Here is a 21,514-nt window from a genome sequence, read left to right on the forward strand (position 1 = left end):
TGCCGATCTGCCGCTACCGGGCGTGCGAATCCGGCCTGAACTCCGGCGCGGGACCTATTCTGCGAGGGCTTTAACGATCTCTTCGGTCATTTTCTTGGCATCGCCGAGGACCATGACAGTGTTGTCCCGGTAGAAAACGGGGTTGTCGATGCCCGCATATCCCGACGCCAGCGAGCGCTTGTTGAAGAACACCGTTCCCGCTTTCCAGACCTGCAGCACCGGCATTCCGTAGATAGGCGAGGTCTTATCGTCCTCCGCGGCCGGGTTGACGACGTCGTTGGCGCCGATGACGTAGACGGCGTCCGCCTGCGCGAACTCGCTATTGATGTCCTCGAGTTCGAACACCTCGTCGTAGGGAACGTTGGCCTCAGCCAGCAGCACGTTCATGTGGCCCGGCATGCGGCCGGCGACCGGATGAATGGCGTACTTCACTTCCACGCCCGCCTTCTTGAGCGAGTCTCCCATTTCGCGAAGCGCGTGCTGCGCCTGCGCGACCGCCATGCCGTAGCCCGGCACGATGATGACCTTGGACGCGTTCTTCATGACGTAAGCCGCGTCTTCGGCCGACCCGAGCTTCACCGGCTTCTGCTCGCCACCAGCCCCGGCTGCTGCAGCCGTCTCGCCGCCGAAGCCGCCCGCGATGACGGACAGGAACTGCCGGTTCATCGCCTTGCACATGATGTAGGACAGAATGGCACCCGATGATCCGACAAGCGCGCCCGTGATGATCAAAGCGATGTTGCCGAGAGTGAAGCCGATGCCCGCAGCCGCCCAACCCGAATACGAGTTAAGCATCGAGACGACGACCGGCATGTCCGCGCCGCCGATCGGAATGATGATCAGCACGCCAAGCAAAAGGGCTGCGAGAACGATCAGCCAGAACAGCCACGCCGAACCAGCGGACACGACGAAGAGATAAATCAGGAAGATCAGAAACAGGCCGAGCGCACCGTTGATGACATGGCGCATCGGCAGCAGGATCGGCTTGCCCGACATGCGGCCCGAGAGCTTGGAGAAGGCGATCACCGATCCTGTGAAGGTGATGGCGCCAATCGCAACGCCGAGCGACATTTCGAGAAGGCTGCCGCCCTTGATGCCGGCTGCGGGATCCAACGGATCAACGAGAATTCCGAAGGCCGAGGGCGCGTAGAGCGCGCTCGCCGCCACGAACACGGCCGCGAGACCGACGAGCGAATGGAATGCCGCGACGAGCTCCGGCATCATCGTCATCGGAATTTCGCGCGCCGTCTTGGCGCCAATGAAGCCGCCAATCCCGAGACCCAGGATAATGAGAATCCAGGACGTCGCCGTCGGCTCAGCAAGTCCCAGCGTCGTCAGAATGGCGATCGTCATGCCGATCATGCCGTAGAGATTGCCTTGCCGCGATGTTGCCGGGCTCGACAATCCTCGAAGCGCCAGAATGAAGAGAACACCGGCGGCGAGATAGAGCAGTGCGGCGACGTTTGCGGACATTGGATCGTTTCCCCGGTCCCGTTATCTGTTGTCTTGTGCGCGTCTCTTTGGGTGGCTGAACGGAATTGCTCAGCCGTTCTTCTTCACCGGCGGCGCGTCTTTCTTCTTGTACATGGCGAGCATGCGGTTGGTGACGAGGAAGCCGCCGAAGATGTTGACCGATGCCATGATCAAGGCGAGGAAGCCGAACACCTTGGCGATGCTGCTATCGGAAGACGTCAGCGAAACGCCGACTGCCAGCAGCGCGCCGACGACGATGACCGATGAAATCGCGTTGGTGACGCTCATGAGCGGCGTGTGCAGCGCCGGGGTCACCGACCAGACCACGTAGTAGCCCACGAAAACCGCGATCACGAACACCATGAACTCGTAAACGGCGGGGCTGATGAGCGAGCCTTCCGCCGCGAAGGCGGACGAGCCCGTCAACAAGAACACCGAAAGCGCTGCAAAAAGCGGCTTCATCACGCGCATGGCAAGGTCCCTCATACCGTCTTCGTCACGAAGTTCGGATGCACGAGCTGACCGTCCTTGGCGACCAAAGTCCCCTTGATCAGCTCGTCGTCCCAATTGACCGCAAGCGTCTTTTCCTTCTTGTCGATCATCGTCTCGATGAAGGCGAGAAGGTTGCGTGCGTACAAACTCGAAGCGTTGACCGCGATCGTGCCGGCAAGGTTGAGCGGCCCGAAAATCTTGACACCGTTTGGCGTCTCGACCGTCTTGCCCGCTTCCGTCAGATCCGTGTTGCCGCCACGCTCGGCCGCCAAATCGACAATGACGGATCCGGGCTTCATGCCCTCGATCATCGCGCGCGAAATGAGCTTGGGCGCTGGACGGCCCGGAATGAGCGCCGTCGTGATGACGAGGTCCTGATTCTTGATGTGGCTGGCGATGAGCTCCGCCTGCTTTGCCTGATATTCAGCGCTCATCGGCTTGGCATATCCGGCGGCCGTCTGCGCCTGTTTGAATTCTTCGTCTTCGACCGCGATGAACTTCGCGCCCAACGACTGAACTTGCTCTTTCGTTGCCGGGCGAACGTCCGTTGCCGTTACCTGAGCGCCGAGACGCCGCGCCGTCGCAATGGCCTGCAACCCCGCAACGCCCACGCCCATGATGAAAGCTTTGGCGGCCGGAACAGTGCCCGCCGGCGTCATCATCAATGGCAGCGCCTGCCCGAACATCGAAGCCCCGTCGACGACCGCCTTGTAGCCCGCGAGGTTCGCCTGGCTCGACAGCACGTCCATGGACTGTGCGCGTGTCGTCCGGGGCATCAGTTCCATCGAGAAAACCGTGCCGCCGCTACCGGCAAGCGCCTCAAGACCCGCGCGTTCTCCGAATGGATCGATCATCCCGGCGACGATCGCGCCGGGTTTCAATGCCCGGATGTCGTCGGCGGACGGACGGCGCACCGAAAGAAGAATATCGGCGCCCGCTAGCGCTTCCGCGCGATTGAGGATCTCCGCACCAGCGGCGCGATACGCCTCATCAGAAAAGCGCGATCGGAGCCCCGCTCCCTGTTCGATGCGCACCACCGCCCCGAGGGCTGAAAACTTCTTCACCGTGTCGGGCGAAACCGCGACGCGCGGTTCGTCGGCCTGTTCACTGGCAACAGCTATCGTAACCATGTCTCGGTCCAATTGAGCGGAAGGGCTGCGCGGGCTGGATATGAAAAAGGGCAGGTCCTCAGCCGGCCTGCCCTGTTTTCATTGAGTGTCTTATCTGCGTCTTCCAGGCATCAAACTAAGAAGTAGCTCATGCCGGCGAGGATGACGATCACGAGAGCCGTCCCGTACTTCGTCATGCGCACGAACAGTTCATAGGTGTCGACGTGCTGTGCATAGTCCATCGACGGATTGCCTTTGGATGTATCGACTTTCAAGATTCACTCCCCTAGGGCCGGTTATCGCTCTTTTGGTATATCGTATACCAGATTGCGACAAGCATCAAGTGTCGCAGTTATCCGATGTTAAACATCGAAATCGGCGCGTCAATGCGCAGTGATGCGCACGATAAAATTGAGAGCTGATCACAGCCGCTAGATCGCGACGTGCGTGCCGACCTCGACAACGCGATCGGTCGGAATCTGGAAGTACGTCGTTGCATCCTCGGCGCTGCCCGCAAGCGCGATGTAAAGGCGCTGCTGCCAGCGTGGCATCTCGGATTTCGATGACAGCCGCAGTGATCGCCGCGACAGGAAGAACGATGTCGAACCGATATCGATGTTGCAGTCCTTCCGGCGCGCGTGCTCGAGAATCTTCGGCACGCTCGGCGTTTCCATGAAGCCGTAGCGCGCGATAATGCGGATGAAATGATCCGAAATCCGCTCCACCGTCAGCCGCTCATGACGCGCAACCCGCGGCGTCTCCTCGGTCCGGATCGAGAGCAGAATGTTCCGCTCGTGCATGATCCGGTTGTGCTTCAGGTTGTGCATCATAGACGTCGGCGCCGCGTATGGGTCGCCCGTCAGGAACACGGCCGTACCGGAAACGCGATGCGGAGGCTTTGCCTCGAGCTTGCGGACGAGCCAATCGAGATCGGCTTCGTTGCGCTTCGTGGCCTTCGCGAGAACCCGCGTTCCGCGCACCCAAGTGAACATGATGATCGCCAGCATGCAGGCAATGACGAGCGGCACCCAGCCACCTTCAAACAGCTTCAGAATGTTGGCTGAGAAGAAGGCCTGCTCGATGAGCAGCAGCGGAATGAGGATGGCCGCCACGCGCCACAGCGGCCAATTCCAGCACTTCCAAATCACGAAGAACGCCATCAAAGAGTCGATGACCATAGCCGCCGTGACCGACACACCGTATGCGGCGGCGAGATTGGACGATGTGCGGAAAGCAAAGATCGCCAGAAGAACGGCGATGAACAAAATCCAGTTCACCCGCGGCATGTAGATCTGGCCGGCCATGCTTTCAGACGTGTGCCGGATCTCGAAGCGCGGAACGAGACCGAGCTGAATGGCCTGGCGCGTGAGCGAAAATGCGCCGGTGATCACGGCTTGGCTGGCGATCACAGTCGCGAACGTCGACAGGATCAGCATCGGGATCAGCATGAAATCCGGATAGAGCCGGTAGAACGGATTTTCGATCGCGTTGGCGTCGCTCATGACGAGCGCGCCCTGCCCGAAGTAGTTCAAGACGAGCGCCGGCATCACGAAGTAAACCCACGCAGCCGTGATCGGCCGTCGGCCGAAATGCCCAAGATCCGCGTAGAGAGCCTCCGCGCCCGTACATGCCAGGAACACGAGGCCCATGATCGTGAGGCCAAGGAACCCGTGGTGATAGACGAACGAAATTCCGTAAGCCGGATTGAGCGCCAGAAAGACTTCCACATTATCCGCGATATGGGCGAGACCACCGAGTCCCAGGACGATGAACCAGACCACCATCATCGGCCCAAAAAACCGAGCGACCCGGTCTGTGCCGCGCGATTGCATCCAGAAGAGCAGCGCGAGAATGAGAATGGAGACAGGAATAACGGCGTGCTCGAACTGCGGAGCGACGAGCTTCAAACCTTCGACGGCCGACAGCACCGAAATGGCCGGCGTGATGACGGCGTCGCCGTAAAAGAATGCCGCGCCAGCGATCCCGAGCGCGCCTAGCAGCGGTGCGCTGCGCCGGGCAACCGTCTGGCCCAGCGCCATGAGCGCGAACATACCGCCTTCGCCCTTGTTGTCGGCGCGGAGCAGCAACAGCACGTACTTGATCGTGACGACGAGCGTCATCGCCCAGAAGATGAGCGACAGCACGCCCACAGCCGCCTCCGCCGTGGTCAACCCGCGATGGGCTGCGGCCGTGATGGCTTCCTTGAAAGCATAGAGCGGGCTCGTTCCGATATCGCCGAAGACGACACCCACCGAGCCGACCGCCAATGCCCAGAAGTTCTTGCTATGATGCCCCTCTCCGGCAAACTCACCGGCCGCCTGAAGAGAAGCGGGCGCTTGTGCCATTCAGGCACCTCGACCTTGATTAAAACGCTGCACAGCAGCAAAGGTGGCGGGCTTCTACTCCCGTGCCGGGCCCTTGCAAAGCGGTAAAATCGCCTCCGCACGTTGATAATTTTCTCGCCCGCTCTTTCACCATAATGCAAATGCGAAAGAATTCGTTGCACCGCGGCCCCTATTTCGGGCGCCCGGGGAGCGTCGCGCCGGCGCGCAGGGCGCCGGCGCGGGTTCTAGAGCCCTAAAGCCGGGACGAACCTCAGCTCAGTTCGTCCAGCTGATCAATCATGCCTTCAATAACTTTGAGGCCCTTGTTCCAGAACTCCGGATCCCGAGCATCGAGGCCGAAGGGCGCGAGAAGCTCCGCATGGTGCTTGGAGCCGCCGGCCTTTAACAGATTGAAATACTTCTGCACAAACTCGGGATGCGCTTCCGAATAGAGCCCGTACAGAGAGTTCACCAAGCAGTCGCCGAAAGCATAGGCGTAGACGTAGAACGGCGAATGGATGAAGTGCGGAATGTATGTCCAGAACACCTCATACCCGGGGTTCAGTTCGATTGCCGGGCCGAGGCTTTCCGCCTGAACTTCCAGCCACATCTTGTTGATCTGCTCAGACGTCAGCTCACCCTCGCGACGCGCCTCGTGCACCTTCCGTTCGAAGGTGTAGAAGGCGATCTGGCGCACGACTGTGTTGAGCATGTCTTCGACCTTGCCGGCGAGCATGGCCTTCTTCTCGCGCGGATCCTTGGTCTCCGAGATGATCGAATTGAACGTGAGCATCTCGCCGAAAACCGAAGCCGTCTCGGCAAGGGTCAGCGGCGTCGGCGCCAGCAACGGACCCTGATCGCGTGCCAGCCATTGATGCACGCCATGCCCCAATTCGTGCGCGAGCGTCATCACGTCCCGCGGCTTGCCTAGGTAGTTCAGCATCACATAGGGATGCACAGACGGCACGGTGGAGGCCGAGAACGCGCCGGGCGCCTTGCCGGGCCTGACGGGCGCGTCGATCCAGTTCTTGTCGAAGAACTGCTTGGCGATCGACGCCATCTCGGGCGCGAAGCCTTCATAGGCGCGCAGAACGATCTGTTGCGCTTCGGGCCACGGGATCACCCGCTCCGGCTTATCGGGCAGCGGCGCGTTGCGGTCCCATGAATTGAGCTTCTCCTTGCCGAGCCATTTCGCCTTCATCGCATAGTAGCGATGCGAGAGCAGCGGGTAGGCGGCGCGCACGCTGGAGACGAGCGCATCGACGACCGGACCTTCGACCCGGTTGGCGAGGTTGCGGCTGTCCGCGACGTCTTTGAAGTTGTGCCAGCGGTCCGAGATTTCCTTGTCCTTGGCGAGCGTATTCGTGATGCGCGCAAAGAGCGGAAGGTTGGCCTTGAAGACCTTCGCCAGTGCTTCGGATGCGGCCTTGCGCTTCTTCTCATCGGCGTCCGAGAGCAGGTTCAGCGTCGGCTCCAGCGACAGCGGTTCCTTCTGGCCCTCGACGTCGAACTTCAGCGAAGACATCGTCTCGTCGAACAGCCGGTTCCAGGCCGCCCGGCTCGTCTGCGACTTCTCGGTGAAAAGCGTCTCGATCCGCTCATCGAGCTGATGCGGCTTCTCCTTACGCAGATCCTCAAACCACGGCTTATAACGGGCGATGCTCTCGTGCTTCAGCGCCTCGTCGATGACGGCGTCTTCGATCTGGTTGAGTTCGAGCTCGAAGAAGATGAGATCGGTGTAGATCTTCGTCAGCGCTTCCGAAATGTCGGCGTTGAACTTCGCGCGCGCCGGATCCGTCTGATTCAAGACGTAGTAGAGCCCCGAATAGGAGCCGAGTTTGCCCGCGAGATCGGCAAGCTTCTCATAGGCCTTGATCGGCTCCACGAGTTTGCCGCCATCCTTCGCCAGCTCCCCAAGACGCCCCTGATAAGTGCTCTTGATGCGTGCCGCCTCTGCAGCGGCTGCTTTCATGTCGCGCTGAATTTCCGGTGCATCAGGGCCGGAATAAAGGTCGCTCAGGTCCCACTCAGGCATGCCTCCCAGCGGCTGATCGGTGGCTGGCTTTGAAACTGCGGCGTCGGAAACAAAAGCGATGTCCGAAAAAGACGGTGCCAAAAAAGACGGGGCGCGCATGAGTGTCCTTTTGCGAAGAAGAGTCGGGGCCGGTGGCTTAACACAGGCGGGCGGAAGATTGAAATTCGCGTCCCCTATCGGCGGCGGGCGATACCAGGGCAAAACACCGGGTGTGAGCAAAAAGTTCTCCGCCACATCAGCCGCTTATCGTTGAGCGAAAAATATTGTGCCAATCCGAAACCTTACATTTACCCTTCTGGGCCAATCTCCAACCCGTCGCGTAAGTTCTAGGTCACCGCGTGTTTGAAGCTGGAGCAGTTCCAGCCTCGCGCAGCAGCTGACCGGTGTGTGTGTCCGTAAGAGTAAAGTTGCGTGCCAATGTCCAAGCGTATTCTCATCGTCGACGACGATCCTGCCCAGCGTCGCATTCTTGAAGAAACGATCAAGCGGTTTGGCTTCGAAACCAGAACCTGCGGATCCGGCGAACAAGCGATCCAAATTCTCGAAGGCCCGGAGCATTCTCAAATCGGCCTCGTGTTGCTCGACCTCGTCATGCCCGGCATGAATGGCATGGCGGTGCTTGACCGCATCGCCCGCGTCCCTGGCATGCCGCCGATCATCGTGCAGACGGCCCATGGCTCGATCGAAACGGCAATCAACGCCATGCGCCGCGGCGCGGTCGATTTCGTCGTCAAGCCCGCCTCGCCCGAACGGCTCGAAGTCTCGATCAAAAGCGCGCTGAAAATCGAAGCTCTCGCCGAAGAGATCAACCGCATCAAAAAGACGGTCGATGGCACGCTGACGTTTGGCGACCTTGTTCTGCGCGGCGAAGCCATGAAGCGCGTCATCACACTGGGCAAGCGCGCCGCCGCATCCAACATTCCCGTACTGATCGAGGGCGAAAGCGGCGTCGGCAAGGAGCTGATTGCACGTGCCATCCAGGGTGAGAGCGATCGCGCCGGCAAGCCGTTCATCACCGTCAACTGCGGCGCCATCCCGGAGAACCTGATCGAAAGCATTCTCTTCGGGCACGAAAAGGGCTCCTTCACAGGCGCCACCGACAAGCGCATTGGCAAATTCCAGGAGGCCGACGGCGGCACGCTCTTCCTCGATGAGGTCGGCGAGCTTCCGCTTGAAGCACAGGTGAAGTTGCTGCGCGCACTCCAGGAAGGCGAGATCGACCCCGTCGGCGCCAAGCGCCCGGTAAAAGTCAACTTCCGCCTCATCTCGGCTACCAACCGCGACATGATCCAGCAAGTGAAGGACGGTAAGTTCCGCGAGGACCTCTACTACCGCCTCAATGTCTTCCCAATCTTCATTCCGCCGCTGCGCGAGCGCGTCGAAGACATCCCCGAGCTTGCCCGCCATTTCCTCGCCCGCTTCGCCGCCGAGGAAGGCAAGCGCGTCGCCACGATTTCCGACCGCGCGATGAAGCTCCTGCAGGCCTATTCGTGGCCCGGCAACGTCCGCCAGCTCGAAAACGCGGTCTTCCGTGCCGTCGTCCTCGCGGACGGACCTGAACTGACAGTCGCGGAATTCCCGCAGATCGCTGCCCACGTCACCGGGTTCGAGACGGAAATTCCCGCAGCACCCGCAACCGTGCAGAAAGCACCGGCCTACACCGGCCCGGCCCTTCTGGGCGCCGAGAACACCGTGCCCCATACCGTCGAGATGAAAGCGCCGGCCTCCGGCCTGAGTTCGCTCGGCATCCAAGCTGTCGCCGAGGATGGCGAGATCCGTTCGCTCGAGGCGATCGAAGCGGACATGATTCGCTTAGCCCTCGGCCGTTATCGCGGACACATGACGGAAGTTGCCAAGCGGCTCAACATCGGCCGGTCGACGCTCTACCGGAAGATGCAGGAATACGGCCTGGAGCCCCGCACGAACTAGGCGCGAGCAACGGGCCTCCGCCGGTACGCTGAGTTTCGCGCACGAGCGATATTCGCGCCGTCTGTGCTGCCCCCACGCCTTGGTATCGCCGCGAATTCGAATAGGTTTAGTGAGAGGACGAAGCCCCTTCGACCTCGAGCGCAAGAGCCCCGGCTGCATCCGGGGCTCTTGCATTTTCAGCCGCGCCCTGACGAAAAGCCGCTGGGGCTCAGATCAATTCAATCAATTTGCAACTTTCCGCGCCCTATTTTGTTAGCTAATCGCACTGCGGAAAGGGCGAGATTCTCTCTCCAGCACAAGCTTCGAGCACGAACCAGCAACAGTTTCGCCACAGCGCTGTGCAATCCAGCAGTGCCGCGCGATCTGTCTGGCAATGCGCGGCGCTGGCGCGTAACTAGAGCCGGTAAGAAGAGGTGAAAATTCTATGCGTGTCGCGCGACTTCTGGCGGTCAGCCTCTTGCTGACCACCGGCTCGGTATCCGCAGCTTTGGCTGTCGAACCCGGCAATGACCAAACTGAGGGCGCCGATAGCGCTTCGACCACCGGCCAGGCGACTGATCCCACTGAACCGCGGACCGCAATGCAGGTGCAGAGCCAGCCTCTGCCCGACGTGCCCAACATCCCCGACTCACCTTCGCAGGACCCGGCCCAGCCGCAAGCGGAGGGCGCCGAGCGTGCCGCCGACCCGTCGCACACGGCCGATAAGCCCGCCTCCGAGCCGCCTGCAGAAAAAGCCGCCGCAGAGATCGTCCCGAACGGCGACCTTCTCTATCTCCCGGTTGCCGGCTACCTGCAGGAGAACGCCAAGAAGGCATTGGCCGGAACCGACGAAGCAGACCGCCAAGCGCTGATCCAGTTCTATACCGCTCGCATGGGCTCGGCGCTGTGGGTGGACAAGCACGGCTTGAACGACGCCGCGAAAAATCTCATCGCCACCCTCAACGATGCTGACAGCTGGGGCCTGCGCTCGGCCGACTTCAAAATCCCCGAGTTGAAGACTGGTCCTGATGGCGAACTGACGCCCGGCGATCTGACGGTCGCAGAGGCGCGGCTGTCATTGGCGGCCCTGCAGTACGCCCGCGAAGCTCGCGGTGGCCGCATTTCCGACCCCGCTTCGCAGCTCGGCACCTATCTCGACCGCAAGCCAGCACTTCTTGACCGCAGAACGGTCATCGACTCCTTGTCGACCGTCGCTGACAAGGGCGCCTACCTGACGGCGCTTCATCCCAAGCACCCGCAATTCGTGCGGCTCAGAGAGAAGCTTATTGCCCTCCGCAGCAAGGCCAAGGAAGCGGAAGCCGTGAAGCTCCCCGACGGCCCGAAGCTGATGCCGGGCAAGAGCCACGCGCAGATCGCTATCCTTCGCCAGCGCCTCAAGGTTGCCGCTGCCTCCACGAAGGAGGATGGCACGCCCGCGGACGACACGTATTACGACAAAGCTCTCGCAGACGCTGTCGTCGCTTATAAGAAGAGCAAAGGCATTGAACCGGCGAACGCTTCGGTCACATCGTCGCTGCGCCGGTCGCTCAATGCGTCGAACGACGTGAGCGAAGCCAAGCTTCTCGCCAACATGGAAGAGTGGCGGTGGATGCCGGAAGATCTCGGCAGCTACCACATCCTGGTCAACGTCCCCGAATTCAAGTTCCGCGTCGTGTCCAACGGCGAGGTCGTCCACGAGGAACGCATCGTTGTGGGCCGGCCTGCGACGCAATCGCCGATCTTCTCGGAGAACATGCGGACCGTCGTCCTCCAGCCACGCTGGAACGTGCCGGACTCCATCAAGATCAAAGAACTGTTGCCGAGCCTCAGGAGCGGTGGCGATCCGCTGCGCCGCCAGGGTCTCGTGATGGAGCGCAACGGCCGTAGGGTCGATCCCTACAATGTCGATTGGAGCCGCAACGACATTCGCAACTTCCATGTTTATCAGCCGCCGAGCCGCGGCAATGCCCTCGGTGTCGTGAAATTCTTGTTCCCGAACAAGCACGCCGTCTATCTGCACGACACGCCGAGCAAGGGCCTCTTCAACGAAAGCTCGCGCGCGTTCAGCCACGGCTGCATCCGCGTTCGCAACCCGGTGCGGCTGGCGGAGGTCCTCCTCGGCAACGACAAGGGCTGGGATCCCGCGATGGTGCAAAACCTCATCGCCAAGGGCCCGGAGGAAAACGAAGTCAGCCTCGACAAACCCGTTCCCGTGCACGTCACGTACTTCACCGCGTGGGTCGCCGACGACGGCGAAGTCCAGACGTTCGGCGACGTCTACGGCCACGAGAAGCGGATCGACTTGGCGCTGCAGGGCAAGTGGAAGCAGATCCAGAAGGCGGACGAGAAGAAAGTCTCGCCGGAGGACATCCCTGACGGCGGCAGCTGGGGCTCAGGCGGCAACGGCTTCGGCGGGTTGTTCAGCAACTACGACGAACGCGATAGCCGTGGCCGCAAGAAATACGACCCCGGCCTGAACTTCTTCCAGCAGGTCTTCGGCGGCTTCTAAAGGTTAAAAGCCGTAGACTGATTTTCTGCAGCCGGCCGATGCCAATCGGCCGGCTTTTCTTTATTCACCGCACGAGCATACCGGCCTTTTTATCGCCGTTTCGAACGCTTTTAATATCCCGGACTTGATAGTTACCGCGTCTTAACGGTTCCACGTTAACCGTTAATGGCCGAGCATTTTTTGGCCCCAGTCGGGCTCGGGGATTTTTGAAGGGACGGGGGAATTCGTGGCGGTTCGCCGATCAGGCCTAGTTCTGGGCGCGTTGACGCTTGCTATGTCCGTGTTCCTGCACGCCGATAGTATGACGGCGGCTGGTCAACCCGAAGAACGCACGATTTCGTTCTACCACATCCATACCAAAGAGCGCTTGACCATCACGTACAAGCGCAATGGCCAGTACATCCCCGAGGCGCTGAAGCAGATCAACTGGATCATGCGCGACTGGCGCCAGAACGAAGTGAAGGAAATCTCGCCAGCCACCATCGATATTGCCTGGGAAATGCATCAGGAGCTCGGGTCGAAAGAGCCGATCAACATCATCTGCGGCTATCGCTCCGGCGCCACCAACGAGATGCTCCGCAAGACGCGCGGCGGCCAGGCTAAGCAGAGTGAGCACATCACCGGCCGCGCCATCGACATTACCTTCCCCGACGTTCCGCTGAAGAAGATGCGCTATTCCGCCTTGATCCGCGAGCGCGGCGGCGTCGGTTACTATCCGACGTCGGGCATCCCGTTCGTTCACATCGATACCGCACACGTGCGCATGTGGCCGCGCATGCCGCGCCAGGAACTCGCACTGCTTTTCCCGAACGGCCGCTCCAAGTACGTGCCGAGCGATGGCCGCCCGATCACGCTGGCAGACGTGAAGAGCGCGCAGGCGAACAATCGCGAACTCGCAACGCAGGTGGCCGAATTCTTCCAGGATCGCCGGACACCCGGAACGTCGAGAACGCTTGTCGCTTCAGTGGAAGTCGCGCCTCCGAAGAAGAGCCTCAACGTCGTGGCGTCCCTCGGAGCAGCCGCTCAAAAAACACCCGCATCCGCCGGCGGCTCCTCGCGCAGAGACGTAAAGCTGACGAGCGAGCCCGATCCGGTTCTCGCCGCGCCGCGCCCGTTCGCGCCGGCGCAAGTCGCCTCGCTGGAAGCCGTTGTTGATCCGAAGCCCCCGCGGCTCGTATCTGCGCCCAAGCTCGTCGATCGCTCCTCGCGCTTCACGCTTCCCTCGCAGGCAGATCGCAGCAAGCTCGACGCCCTGGTGACGGCCGCCGCCGAGATGCCCGTTCCGCATCTCGTGCAGGAACCGCGCCCAGCCGTGCGCCCGCAGAAGGCCTTGGCCGCCGTTGCCCTGGCTGAAAGCCAGCGCCCGGCGCCCTCCGCTCCGGCCGCGCGCGTCGCCAGCCTTGATCCCGCCGTCGGGTCCGCAAGCTTCAGCGACGGCTGGGTCCAGGCACCGCAGTTCGACGAGGACCATCCCGATGAGCTCGATTATCGCCCCTTCCCGCTGGGCCCGCTCTTGAGCGACAACCCGGCATCGCGCGACCAGCCCCTCGCCGACTTACAGGCACCCGACGTCGCCGCCACGCTGGACGTTCTGGATGACGTCGGCGGCATTGTTCCGATGAAGTTCAGGTCCGGCTCGCAGTTGGCAGATGCGGCCTCCTCCGGCGCGTTCAAAGGCAAAGCCGTCCACGCCGAAGCCTTGATGGAGATCGAGCAGAGCCGGATGCCGGCGGCAATTGCGAACAAGGCCGTCCAAACCAGCGCACGGTGATCGGAAAGTCCGTCACATCAGGCGGATTTCTCGCCTTGCAGCGCCAAAGCTCCGCGCTTCAATGATACCTGCGCCGCTTCGGCAACGAGCTTGCCCAGCGCCAGAAAGTCATCGCGGCGCGGGCTCGACCGCCGCCATGCAAGCCCGATCGACCGCGACGGCTCGGGATCAACGAAGCGGATCACCTTGATCTCGCGGCTGCGGCCTTCGACTCCAAGGCAGATCTCGGGGAGCAGCGTGATGCCGAATCCTGCCGAAACCATCTCGACGATCGTCGACAGGCTCGACGCCCCGAACGTGTTCACGTCGTCGACCTGCTGCAGACTGCAATAGGTGAGCGCCTGATCGCGCAGGCAATGCCCTTCTTCAAGCAGCAGGAGCCGGTCGTGCTCCACCATTTCCTTCGTAGCGCGCACCCGGCCCGAAAGCCGCCGGGCCTTCGGCAATGCCAATAAGAACCTGTCCTCGAACACCGGCAGCGTCTCGAGATCGGGATTTCTGATGGGCAGCGCGAGCAGCAAGACGTCGAGCTTGCCCTCGACGAGTTCGTCGGTCAGCGGCTGCGTTTGGGTTTCCCGCACGTGCAGTTCGAGTTCGGGATAATTGGTCCTGAGAAGCGGCAGGAGCGGCGGCAGAAGATAGGGCGCAACCGAGGGGATGACCCCGAGCCGCAGCGTGCCGGAAAGTACGCCGCCCGCGTGCTGCGCGTAATCGACAAGGTTTCGTACGTCGTTCAGCAGACGCTGAGCGCGGATGGCGATTTCCTCGCCCTTGGGCGTCAGCTTGATGCCGTTGCGCGTCCGCTCGACAAGCGCAATGCCGAGCGAGGCCTCGAGATCCTGGATCTGCATCGACAGCGCCGGCTGGGTCACGGCGCAGGCGTCGGCCGCGCGTCCAAAATGCTGCTCGCGGGCGAGAGCATCGAAATACCTGAGCTGCTTCAAAGTGACGTGTGCCATCAGCGAGACTAATGTGCCGGACAAGAAATCGCAATTTGTCCTTATCACAGTCCATCGCTAGCGTGAATTATCCGACGCGTGGAGACGATATCACTTTTCCGCGCGCAGAGAGACGGCAGCCGCAAGGCTGTCATCGCCAGCACCGTCCGGGTCCCAGCGCCGAATGGGGTCGGGCGGTGTTGTTTTATGTTGCAGAGGGCGCCAATCGCCCAAGCGGCCTACTCGGCCGCGATCATCGCATCCACGACCGACGTGTCGGGCGGGGTCTCCAGCATGCCGAGCGCGTGCATGTAGACTTCCAGGATGCTTTCTTCTTCCTGACGCTCCTGGTTCGACTTCTTGCGAAGCCGCACGATCTGGCGCAGCGCCTTGACGTCGAAGCCGACAGCCTTCGCTTCGGTGTACTTGTCCCGAATGTCGCTTGAAAGCGCCTTCTTTTCCTCTTCCAAGCGCTCGATCTGCTCGACGAACTGGCGCAACTGATTCTGCGCCGAGGCTTGAAGCGTGCTCATGAAGGCTCCTACTGGTCTTAAATAGCGAGCCGGACGCTAACGGCCGGTGCGCGCCGCAGCAAGGCGATGCGCAGAGCTATCCAAAGAGATAATATCGTGCCGAGGTCTTGACGTTGTATATGTCGCGCGCACGACACGGATTCATCGGCTCGCCCGGCGGCCAACTCCTCGGAGGGAGGACGCCGGGCGAAATCAAAGAGTCCTAGTGACTCCGGTTCTTCTCGAACGCCGCCTGCTTCTCTGGAGCCGCCTCAGTCTGATACTTGGCCTTCCATTCCTGGAACGGCATGCCGTAGACGATCTCCCGGGCTTCGTCCTTCGACAGCTCCAAGCCCCGGTCCTTCGCTGCGTCTGACATCCAATTGGACAAGCAGTTCCGGCAGAACCCGGCCAGATTCATCATGTCGATATTCTGCACGTCGGTCCGCGACCGCAGATGCTCGACAAGACGGCGGAAGGCGGCGGCCTCGAGTTCCAGCGTCGTCTGTGGGTCGAATGTCTTCATTTTGCGGCTCCTCACGTCTTCCCTTAGCGTCTCATCGGGCCCCATACGACATAAGCATGCCCCCGGTCATGCGAAACCCCGCCGGCCCGCTGCGGGGAGAACATGCCAAACCCGGTGACCGGCTGCGGCCTCTGATGCCTTGACGCGCGTGAGACGTTTGCGCAAACCAACACCCCAACAATCACAAAACAGCCGGGAATGGCCAGGGAGCTAAGATGAAAGACGGGTCGAACGGCGGCGTTCGCGAGACTTTGAGCACGCTGTTTGAAGCCGCGCATCGGACAGCCCATCCCTCGGTCTGCCTGCCGTCCCACCTTCCGCCTGTCCCCGAAGGGGGCCGGATCGTCGTGATCGGCGCGGGCAAAGGCTCCGCCGCAATGGCCGTTGCCGCCGAAGCGCACTACATCGCGACCGGTCAGGACAGCAAAATTTCGGGCCTCATTTCCACGCGGCACGGGTTCGGCCTGCCCACGGGCATCATCAAGATCCTGGAAGCCGGCCACCCCGTTCCCGACGAAAATTCGATCGTCGGCGCCGAACGCGCCATCGCGCTCGCCAAAAGCGCCGGCCCCAACGATCTCGTGCTCTGCCTGCTCTCGGGCGGCGCCTCTGCGATTTGGGCGGCCCCCGTCAAAGGCGTCAGCTTCGAAGCCAAGCAAGCGCTGACCAAGCAGCTCTTGAAGTCAGGCGCGCCGATCTCCGAGATGAATTGCGTCCGCAAGCATCTCTCGGAAGTCAAAGGCGGCAAGCTCGCTGCCGCCGTCTATCCCGCACGTCTCCTCACCCTCGCAATTTCCGACGTGCCGGGCGACAACCCTGACGAGATCGGCTCCGGCCCGACCGTCGCCGATCGCTCCACGCTCGCCGACGCGCGCGCCGTGCTGGAGAAATGGAAGATCACGCCAGCGCCCGAAATTGCAGCAGCTCTTGCCGATCCGGCCAATGAAACGCTGAAGGCTGGCGATCCGAAACTCGCGAATTCCGAATACAAGATCGTGGCTGCGCCGAGAGCCTCCATCGAAGCCGCAGCCAACATCGCCCGCGGCCTTAGCTATCGCGTCATTTCACTCGGCGACGATCTCGAAGGCGAAGCGCGCGAGGTCGCGCGCACGCACGCGGAGATGGCGCTCGAGGCCAAGCGGCGTGGCGAGAAGGTCGCCATCATGTCGGGCGGCGAGCTAACCGTGACCGTGCGCGGCAACGGCTCGGGCGGGCCGAACCAGGAATATGCTCTGGGCCTCGCCCTGGCACTCAACGGAACGCCGGGCATAGCCGGTCTCGCCGGCGACACCGACGGCATCGACGGCGGCGGCGGTCACGCGGGCGATCCGGCCGGCGCCATCGTATTCCCGGACACGCTGAAGCGCGCCGAAGCGCTCAATCTCAATGCCGCCAAGTTCCTGGAGAACAACGACTCGAGCGCATTTTTCCGTGCTCTTGAAGACCTTATCCTTTGCGGCCCCACCCAGACCAACGTCAACGATTTCCGGGTCATTCTTGTTGACCCGTAAACCGACGGTTGCGACACCCGCGAAGGCCTGCCACGAAGACCAGAATTCTCCTCGAAGGACCGGAGGCTCTGACTTGCAACCCCGATTCCGTTTGCGAGCGCCCCGGCGGAACTTTGCTCTCGTTCTGAGCTTTTTTGTCAGCGCGACCGCCGCTCACGCCGACCTGAAGTTGTGCAACGCTACGTCGAGCCGTGTCGGTGTCTCGATCGGTTACCAAGATACGTCGGGCTGGGCGACGGAAGGCTGGTGGAACATAGCCTCGCAGACCTGCGAAACGCTTCTCAAAGGTCCGCTGCCGAGCCGCTTCGTATACGTCCACGCGGTCGATTACGACCGCGGCGGCGAATGGGGCGGCAAGAACGACATGTGCACGACTGAAAAATCCTTCGCCATCAGGGGGGTTCAGGATTGCGTAAAACGCGGATATAAGCGCACGGGTTTTTTTGAAGTAGACACGGGCGAGGCGAAGGAGTGGACCATCCGCCTCACGGATCCCGGGCAAGGAAAAGCAGATAAATGAGACGGAATAGGCGGGTCAAAATTGTAGCGACGCTCGGGCCCGCGTCTGCTGCACCAGAAATGATCGAGCGGTTGTTTCTTGCGGGTGTCGACGTTTTCCGCATCAACATGAGCCATTCAACGCACGATGGCTCAAAGACGCTCTATAACGCCGTCCGTGCATGCGCGGCGCGCCACCGCCATTCGATCGGCATCCTTGCCGATCTCCAGGGCCCGAAATTCCGGATCGGCAATTTCGCGACCGGCCGCGTGAACGTCGCGGCGAAATCGATCTTCAAGTTCGATGTCGATGAGACGCTGGGCACCGAAGAACGCGTTCACCTGCCCCACAGCCAGATTTTTGAGGCCATCGAACCGGGCCACATGCTCGTTCTCGATGACGGCAAGTTGCGCATGCGCGTCGTCGAAAAGTCGGCCGTGCAGATCAAAGCCGAAGTCCTGACGGGCGGCATGCTGGCGAGCCGCAAGGGCATCTCCATGCCGGACACGCTGCTGCCCATCAGCCCCCTCACCGAGAAGGACAAGCTCGATCTCGCGCACGCCCTGAAGCTTGGCGTGGACTGGGTGGCGCTGTCGTTCGTCCAGCGCGCCGAGGACATTCACGAAGTCCGCAAGCTCATCGGCAACCGCGCAGCGATCATGTCGAAGATCGAAAAGCCCTCCGCCGTTGCTCAGCTCGAGGACGTCATCGCAGCGTCCGACGGCATCATGGTGGCGCGCGGCGATCTCGGCGTCGAAATGCCGGTCGAGAAAGTGCCCGGCATCCAGAAGCGCATTACGCGCCTGTCGCGCGCTGCGGGCAAGCCCGTTGTCGTCGCCACGCAGATGCTGGAAAGCATGATTTCATCGCCCATGCCGACGCGCGCTGAGGTCTCCGACGTTGCCACCGCCGTGTTCGACGGCGCCGACGCCATCATGCTGTCGGCCGAAAGCGCGGTCGGTCAGTACCCCGTCGAAGCCATCCAAATGATGGACAAGATCGCGATCCAGGTTGAGCACGATCCGGTCTACGAGCCGATGCTCTACGCGACGCAGACCGAGCCGCAGCCCACCGGCGCCGACGCCATCGCAGCGGCCGCTTCCGCGATCGCCGACACCGTCCGCTTGGGTGCTATCGTCTGCTATACGGCAACGGGCTCTACGGTGCTCCGCGTCACCCGTGAGCGGCCGGGTATTCCCGTCATCGGCCTCACCCCGATCGAATCGACGGCTCGCCGCCTGGCGATGGCCTGGGGCGTTCATACGATTCTGACGGGCGACCCGGAAAACCTCTCGCACATGGTCCGCAAGGCCTGCCGCATCGCGTTCGAGGAAGGGCTCGTCAAAGCCCGCGAAGGTATCCTCATCACAGCCGGCATTCCGCTCGGCAGCCCCGGCGCGACGAACATGATCCGCATCGCGTTTGTCGACGAATCGGGCGCGCCGATCGCAGAAGAGGTCTGACGCCGCGCTTAGCGTCCTGGAGCTGAGGCCGGCTCCGGGACCATTGACGCAAGAGGCCGCCCGCAAGCGGCGGCCTTAAATCCCCTGCCCCTCGACTTCTTCTTTCAGCTTATCGCGCTCTGTCTCGGCACCCTCGATGTTGGGATGCACCTTGAGAAGCTGGTTGTAGGCCTCAAGCGCAGCCTTCTTCTCGCCCATCAGCACAAGAATCTTCGCCATGCCATCGAGGGCCCGGAAGTGGTTGGGCTCGATCGCGAGCGCGCGCCTCAGGTCTCCCAACGCAGCGGTGTAATTGTTCAAACGGTATTCGACATAGGCGCGATGGCTCCATGCCTCGGCGTACTCAGGGGCAAGCTCCACGGCGGCGTCCAGGAAAGGCAGCGCCTTCTCGTTCTGGTCCTGTGCCGAAAATAGTTCACCGCGATCGATCAGCAGGTTGACCGTATCCCCGCCTCCGAGCCGCCAAAGCCTTTCGATGGCAGCGCCGATTTCGCCGGCTTGGCGCTTGTCGCCCTCGGTCGCGAGGTAGGCATAAAGATTGTCGAGCGTCTTGGACGTCTCTTCCGGCGTCTTGGGCCAGGGCAGACCCATCATGCCAGGCGGCCCCTTCTGCTTCGGGGCGGCATCCGGCGACGGCGCGACCGGAGGCGTCTTCTTGGCGGCCGGAGGCAACTCGTCCCGCGGTCGCGAAGGCGACGGTCTATCCGGGAAGGGCTGGGTCTTCAAAAGCTCATCGTCGGCCGCAGCATGAGCCGCACCGCCCGTGAGGGTCAGAAGTATAATGAGAAGCCGCGCACAAAAAGACATGCCCCGACGTTAATCGAGGCATGTGTCTTGGTCAAAAAGACTCTCGTGAATTTGCCGTAACGTCGCGCAGAAATCTGCGCGACCAGCCTCAGCCCTGGCGGGCCTTGAAGCGGCGGTGAGTCTTGTTGATGACGTAGACCCGGCCCTTGCGGCGAACCACGCGATTGTCGCGGTGCCGCGAGCGCAGGGACTTCAGCGAGTTTCTAACTTTCATAACGACACCGGTTATAGATGGCGGAAACCAGAGAGATCGAACGAACCTCCGTCCCCTGCCATGTCAAATGAGAGATGGAAGCCGGGCTTGTACCTGCCAAATCTCGGGAAAACAAGGGTGGTTCGCCGAAAAGTCGCCTCATAGTCCCACGGGAGCCCGCCACGTCCATTTCAAAGGCGGAAAACGAGCCGTTTTGACGCGGGTTTGGCCGTTCTGGGGGCCTGCCCCTTGTCTCGGCGCGACGCCCTTCCGGGCCCAGCTTGCCCGCTAGGCAGCAAGCGAGTGCCCCGTCATCCTTTCCAGAATGCGTAACGGAGCGCGCTCCCCCCGCCGCAGGGCTGAAACCGGAAGCTCAAAGGTCTGCTCGAGAACGAACTGGCCACGCATGGCGGCATGCAGAACCTGATCGGTGAAGACCACCCACGTGCTTCCCGCCGCGAACGTAACCTCCTGCCGCGGCGCCTCCCGCTGATATTTCAGGTCCGCCTTGGTGCGATCATGCAAGTGCAGCATGATGTGGTCATATGGAGACCTGATGCCCTTAGTGATGCCGAGCAGCGCCAAGACGTGCGCAAGCCCCGGCAGTGGCCGTGGCAGGTTGGGCACGAATCGCCCCGCATAAGCCTCGAACGGCTCGCCGATCTGCCAAACGCGATCTTTGCCTGCCGGATTGATATTGGTGAAAACGCGCAATATGCGCGCGCCGCCGTTCGGCCGCGAAGGAAAAGCGTCGACGTGCAGGCGCCTGTCGTCCTTGCGGAAGGATCGCACGTCACGTCCCTCGACCTCGTGCGGCCGAAAGCTCGTGCGCCCCAGCCGCAGAGCCGGCGCATAGGCCGGCACGAGACCCTGCATGAGCTTTTGCGCGTGCGAGGCGTATCTGCTCATCATCCGCTCGAGCCCATAAGCCTCTTCACCATCGGCGTTCGCCCCACGCAAACGGCCTCCAACGGGATCGAGGCTGATGTTCTTGGCCTCAGCGTCCGACCAGCTTGTCGACAGAAGGACCTTCTCCGCCGGCTCGAGCGCAAAACGAAGATCCTTGAAATAAAGGACGCGCCCGCCTTCAAGGCTGTCGACGGCCCGTTCGCGGTCTTCGGACGTAAACGGGTTATCCCAAGCGGTCGCGTTGAAGGGTTCAAGTGAAGAAAAGACTTTGCGAGACGATTGAAATGAAGACATGAATACCCCCAAAATATCAGGACGAGCATTCTGAAATTCAATTTTTCCGGTGAGGCAGGAATTGCACTTCACGAAGCTCCGCTCAGCGGACGACTGAAAAGATCAGCAAACGGCATAAATTCGAAAAGCTCAGGAAAATATAATATTTGAGCGCGCCCAAACCGGCGTCTTCTCCACCCAAACAACACGGCTCCAAAGAATTTCGGAATCGCCCATTTGGCCAAATGTTCGGTTTGCGGCC

The 21,514-nt window shown here is 61.5% G+C and carries 18 protein-coding genes; 6 read left to right on the forward strand and 12 right to left on the reverse strand.

Annotated features, from left to right (window positions below; genetic code table 11):
* Positions 1–54 precede the first annotated feature (54 nt).
* The 6 genes from VFG26_RS12980 to VFG26_RS13005 form a co-directional block, all read right to left on the reverse strand.
* A complete protein-coding gene (locus VFG26_RS12980) occupies positions 55–1,473 on the reverse strand; it encodes an NAD(P)(+) transhydrogenase (Re/Si-specific) subunit beta (RefSeq protein WP_325025920.1) in 1,419 nt (472 codons plus the stop codon).
* Positions 1,474–1,542: 69 nt separating this feature from the next.
* A complete protein-coding gene (locus VFG26_RS12985) occupies positions 1,543–1,935 on the reverse strand; it encodes a proton-translocating transhydrogenase family protein (protein WP_414653299.1) in 393 nt (130 codons plus the stop codon).
* Positions 1,936–1,955: 20 nt separating this feature from the next.
* Complete coding sequence (locus VFG26_RS12990) at positions 1,956–3,095, reverse strand: Re/Si-specific NAD(P)(+) transhydrogenase subunit alpha (protein WP_325025922.1); 1,140 nt, start codon at positions 3,093–3,095, stop codon at positions 1,956–1,958.
* 110 nt (positions 3,096–3,205) lie between these two features.
* Positions 3,206–3,349, reverse strand: a complete 144-nt coding sequence (locus VFG26_RS12995; protein ID WP_325025924.1) for an aa3-type cytochrome c oxidase subunit IV — start codon at positions 3,347–3,349, stop codon at positions 3,206–3,208.
* 156 nt (positions 3,350–3,505) lie between these two features.
* Complete coding sequence (locus VFG26_RS13000) at positions 3,506–5,419, reverse strand: potassium transporter Kup (protein ID WP_325025927.1); 1,914 nt, start codon at positions 5,417–5,419, stop codon at positions 3,506–3,508.
* 250 nt (positions 5,420–5,669) lie between these two features.
* Positions 5,670–7,532: a M3 family oligoendopeptidase gene (locus tag VFG26_RS13005; protein ID WP_414653293.1), complete on the reverse strand. Its 1,863-nt coding sequence runs from the start codon at positions 7,530–7,532 to the stop codon at positions 5,670–5,672.
* 318 nt (positions 7,533–7,850) lie between these two features.
* Between VFG26_RS13005 and VFG26_RS13010 the strand changes: the two genes are divergently transcribed.
* The 3 genes from VFG26_RS13010 to VFG26_RS13020 all read left to right on the forward strand — a co-directional run bounded on the left by VFG26_RS13010 (position 7,851) and on the right by VFG26_RS13020 (position 13,621).
* Positions 7,851–9,362: a sigma-54 dependent transcriptional regulator gene (locus VFG26_RS13010; protein ID WP_325025931.1), complete on the forward strand. Its 1,512-nt coding sequence runs from the start codon at positions 7,851–7,853 to the stop codon at positions 9,360–9,362.
* A gap of 424 nt (positions 9,363–9,786) precedes the next feature.
* Positions 9,787–11,850 carry a L,D-transpeptidase family protein gene (locus VFG26_RS13015; RefSeq protein WP_325025932.1) on the forward strand — a complete coding sequence of 688 codons (2,064 nt, stop codon included), beginning with the start codon at positions 9,787–9,789 and terminating at the stop codon, positions 11,848–11,850.
* Positions 11,851–12,076: 226 nt separating this feature from the next.
* A complete protein-coding gene (locus tag VFG26_RS13020; protein WP_325025934.1) occupies positions 12,077–13,621 on the forward strand; it encodes a DUF882 domain-containing protein in 1,545 nt (514 codons plus the stop codon).
* Between the two features lie 17 nt (positions 13,622–13,638).
* Here the strand turns inward: VFG26_RS13020 and VFG26_RS13025 are convergent, their stop codons facing one another.
* The 3 genes from VFG26_RS13025 to VFG26_RS13035 form a co-directional block, all read right to left on the reverse strand.
* Entirely contained in the window at positions 13,639–14,580 is a 942-nt protein-coding gene (locus VFG26_RS13025) for a LysR substrate-binding domain-containing protein (RefSeq protein ID WP_325026117.1), read from the reverse strand.
* A gap of 218 nt (positions 14,581–14,798) precedes the next feature.
* A complete protein-coding gene (locus VFG26_RS13030; protein ID WP_325025936.1) occupies positions 14,799–15,092 on the reverse strand; it encodes a DUF2312 domain-containing protein in 294 nt (97 codons plus the stop codon).
* Positions 15,093–15,294: 202 nt separating this feature from the next.
* A complete protein-coding gene (locus tag VFG26_RS13035) occupies positions 15,295–15,597 on the reverse strand; it encodes a DUF1244 domain-containing protein (protein WP_325025938.1) in 303 nt (100 codons plus the stop codon).
* Between the two features lie 215 nt (positions 15,598–15,812).
* Here VFG26_RS13035 and VFG26_RS13040 point away from each other — a divergent pair, with 215 nt between their 5' ends.
* The 3 genes from VFG26_RS13040 (at position 15,813) to pyk (ending at position 19,070) form a co-directional block, all read left to right on the forward strand.
* The gene (locus tag VFG26_RS13040) at positions 15,813–17,108 is read left to right on the forward strand and encodes a glycerate kinase (RefSeq protein ID WP_325025940.1); all 1,296 of its coding nucleotides are present in this window, start codon (positions 15,813–15,815) and stop codon (positions 17,106–17,108) included.
* Positions 17,109–17,199: 91 nt separating this feature from the next.
* On the forward strand, positions 17,200–17,628 hold the full coding sequence (locus VFG26_RS13045) for a DUF1036 domain-containing protein (RefSeq protein WP_414653300.1): 429 nt from the start codon (positions 17,200–17,202) through the stop codon (positions 17,626–17,628).
* On the forward strand, positions 17,625–19,070 hold the full coding sequence (pyk, locus tag VFG26_RS13050; protein ID WP_325025942.1) for a pyruvate kinase: 1,446 nt from the start codon (positions 17,625–17,627) through the stop codon (positions 19,068–19,070). The genes VFG26_RS13045 and pyk overlap by 4 nt, the downstream gene beginning before the upstream one ends.
* Before the next feature lie 75 nt (positions 19,071–19,145).
* On the opposite strand, the gene VFG26_RS13055 is transcribed toward pyk, so the two are convergent.
* The 3 genes from VFG26_RS13055 to VFG26_RS13065 form a co-directional block, all read right to left on the reverse strand.
* Positions 19,146–19,877, reverse strand: coding sequence for a tetratricopeptide repeat protein (locus tag VFG26_RS13055; RefSeq protein WP_325025944.1), 732 nt, complete (start codon positions 19,875–19,877; stop codon positions 19,146–19,148).
* 88 nt (positions 19,878–19,965) lie between these two features.
* The gene (gene ykgO, locus VFG26_RS13060) at positions 19,966–20,091 is read right to left on the reverse strand and encodes a type B 50S ribosomal protein L36 (protein ID WP_013216601.1); all 126 of its coding nucleotides are present in this window, start codon (positions 20,089–20,091) and stop codon (positions 19,966–19,968) included.
* 267 nt (positions 20,092–20,358) lie between these two features.
* Entirely contained in the window at positions 20,359–21,273 is a 915-nt protein-coding gene (locus VFG26_RS13065) for a Kdo hydroxylase family protein (protein ID WP_325025948.1), read from the reverse strand.
* Between the last annotated feature and the right edge of the window lie 241 nt (positions 21,274–21,514).

Origin of the sequence: Hyphomicrobium sp., assembly GCF_035687085.1 — a bacterium.
Classification (GTDB): Bacteria; Pseudomonadota; Alphaproteobacteria; order Rhizobiales; family Hyphomicrobiaceae; genus Hyphomicrobium_B.

Coding starts and splice junctions, on each gene's coding strand:
- VFG26_RS13040 (WP_325025940.1), top strand. CDS start 15,813: ATGAAAGACGGGTCGAACGGCGGCGTTCGCGAGACTTTGAGCACGCTG.
- VFG26_RS13010 (WP_325025931.1), top strand. CDS start 7,851: ATGTCCAAGCGTATTCTCATCGTCGACGACGATCCTGCCCAGCGTCGC.
- VFG26_RS12980 (WP_325025920.1), bottom strand. CDS start 1,473: ATGTCCGCAAACGTCGCCGCACTGCTCTATCTCGCCGCCGGTGTTCTC.
- VFG26_RS12985 (WP_414653299.1), bottom strand. CDS start 1,935: ATGAAGCCGCTTTTTGCAGCGCTTTCGGTGTTCTTGTTGACGGGCTCG.
- VFG26_RS13025 (WP_325026117.1), bottom strand. CDS start 14,580: ATGGCACACGTCACTTTGAAGCAGCTCAGGTATTTCGATGCTCTCGCC.
- VFG26_RS13015 (WP_325025932.1), top strand. CDS start 9,787: ATGCGTGTCGCGCGACTTCTGGCGGTCAGCCTCTTGCTGACCACCGGC.
- VFG26_RS13030 (WP_325025936.1), bottom strand. CDS start 15,092: ATGAGCACGCTTCAAGCCTCGGCGCAGAATCAGTTGCGCCAGTTCGTC.
- VFG26_RS13065 (WP_325025948.1), bottom strand. CDS start 21,273: ATGTCTTCATTTCAATCGTCTCGCAAAGTCTTTTCTTCACTTGAACCC.
- ykgO (WP_013216601.1), bottom strand. CDS start 20,091: ATGAAAGTTAGAAACTCGCTGAAGTCCCTGCGCTCGCGGCACCGCGAC.
- VFG26_RS13000 (WP_325025927.1), bottom strand. CDS start 5,419: ATGGCACAAGCGCCCGCTTCTCTTCAGGCGGCCGGTGAGTTTGCCGGA.
- VFG26_RS13035 (WP_325025938.1), bottom strand. CDS start 15,597: ATGAAGACATTCGACCCACAGACGACGCTGGAACTCGAGGCCGCCGCC.
- VFG26_RS13055 (WP_325025944.1), bottom strand. CDS start 19,877: ATGTCTTTTTGTGCGCGGCTTCTCATTATACTTCTGACCCTCACGGGC.
- VFG26_RS13005 (WP_414653293.1), bottom strand. CDS start 7,532: ATGCGCGCCCCGTCTTTTTTGGCACCGTCTTTTTCGGACATCGCTTTT.
- VFG26_RS12990 (WP_325025922.1), bottom strand. CDS start 3,095: ATGGTTACGATAGCTGTTGCCAGTGAACAGGCCGACGAACCGCGCGTC.
- pyk (WP_325025942.1), top strand. CDS start 17,625: ATGAGACGGAATAGGCGGGTCAAAATTGTAGCGACGCTCGGGCCCGCG.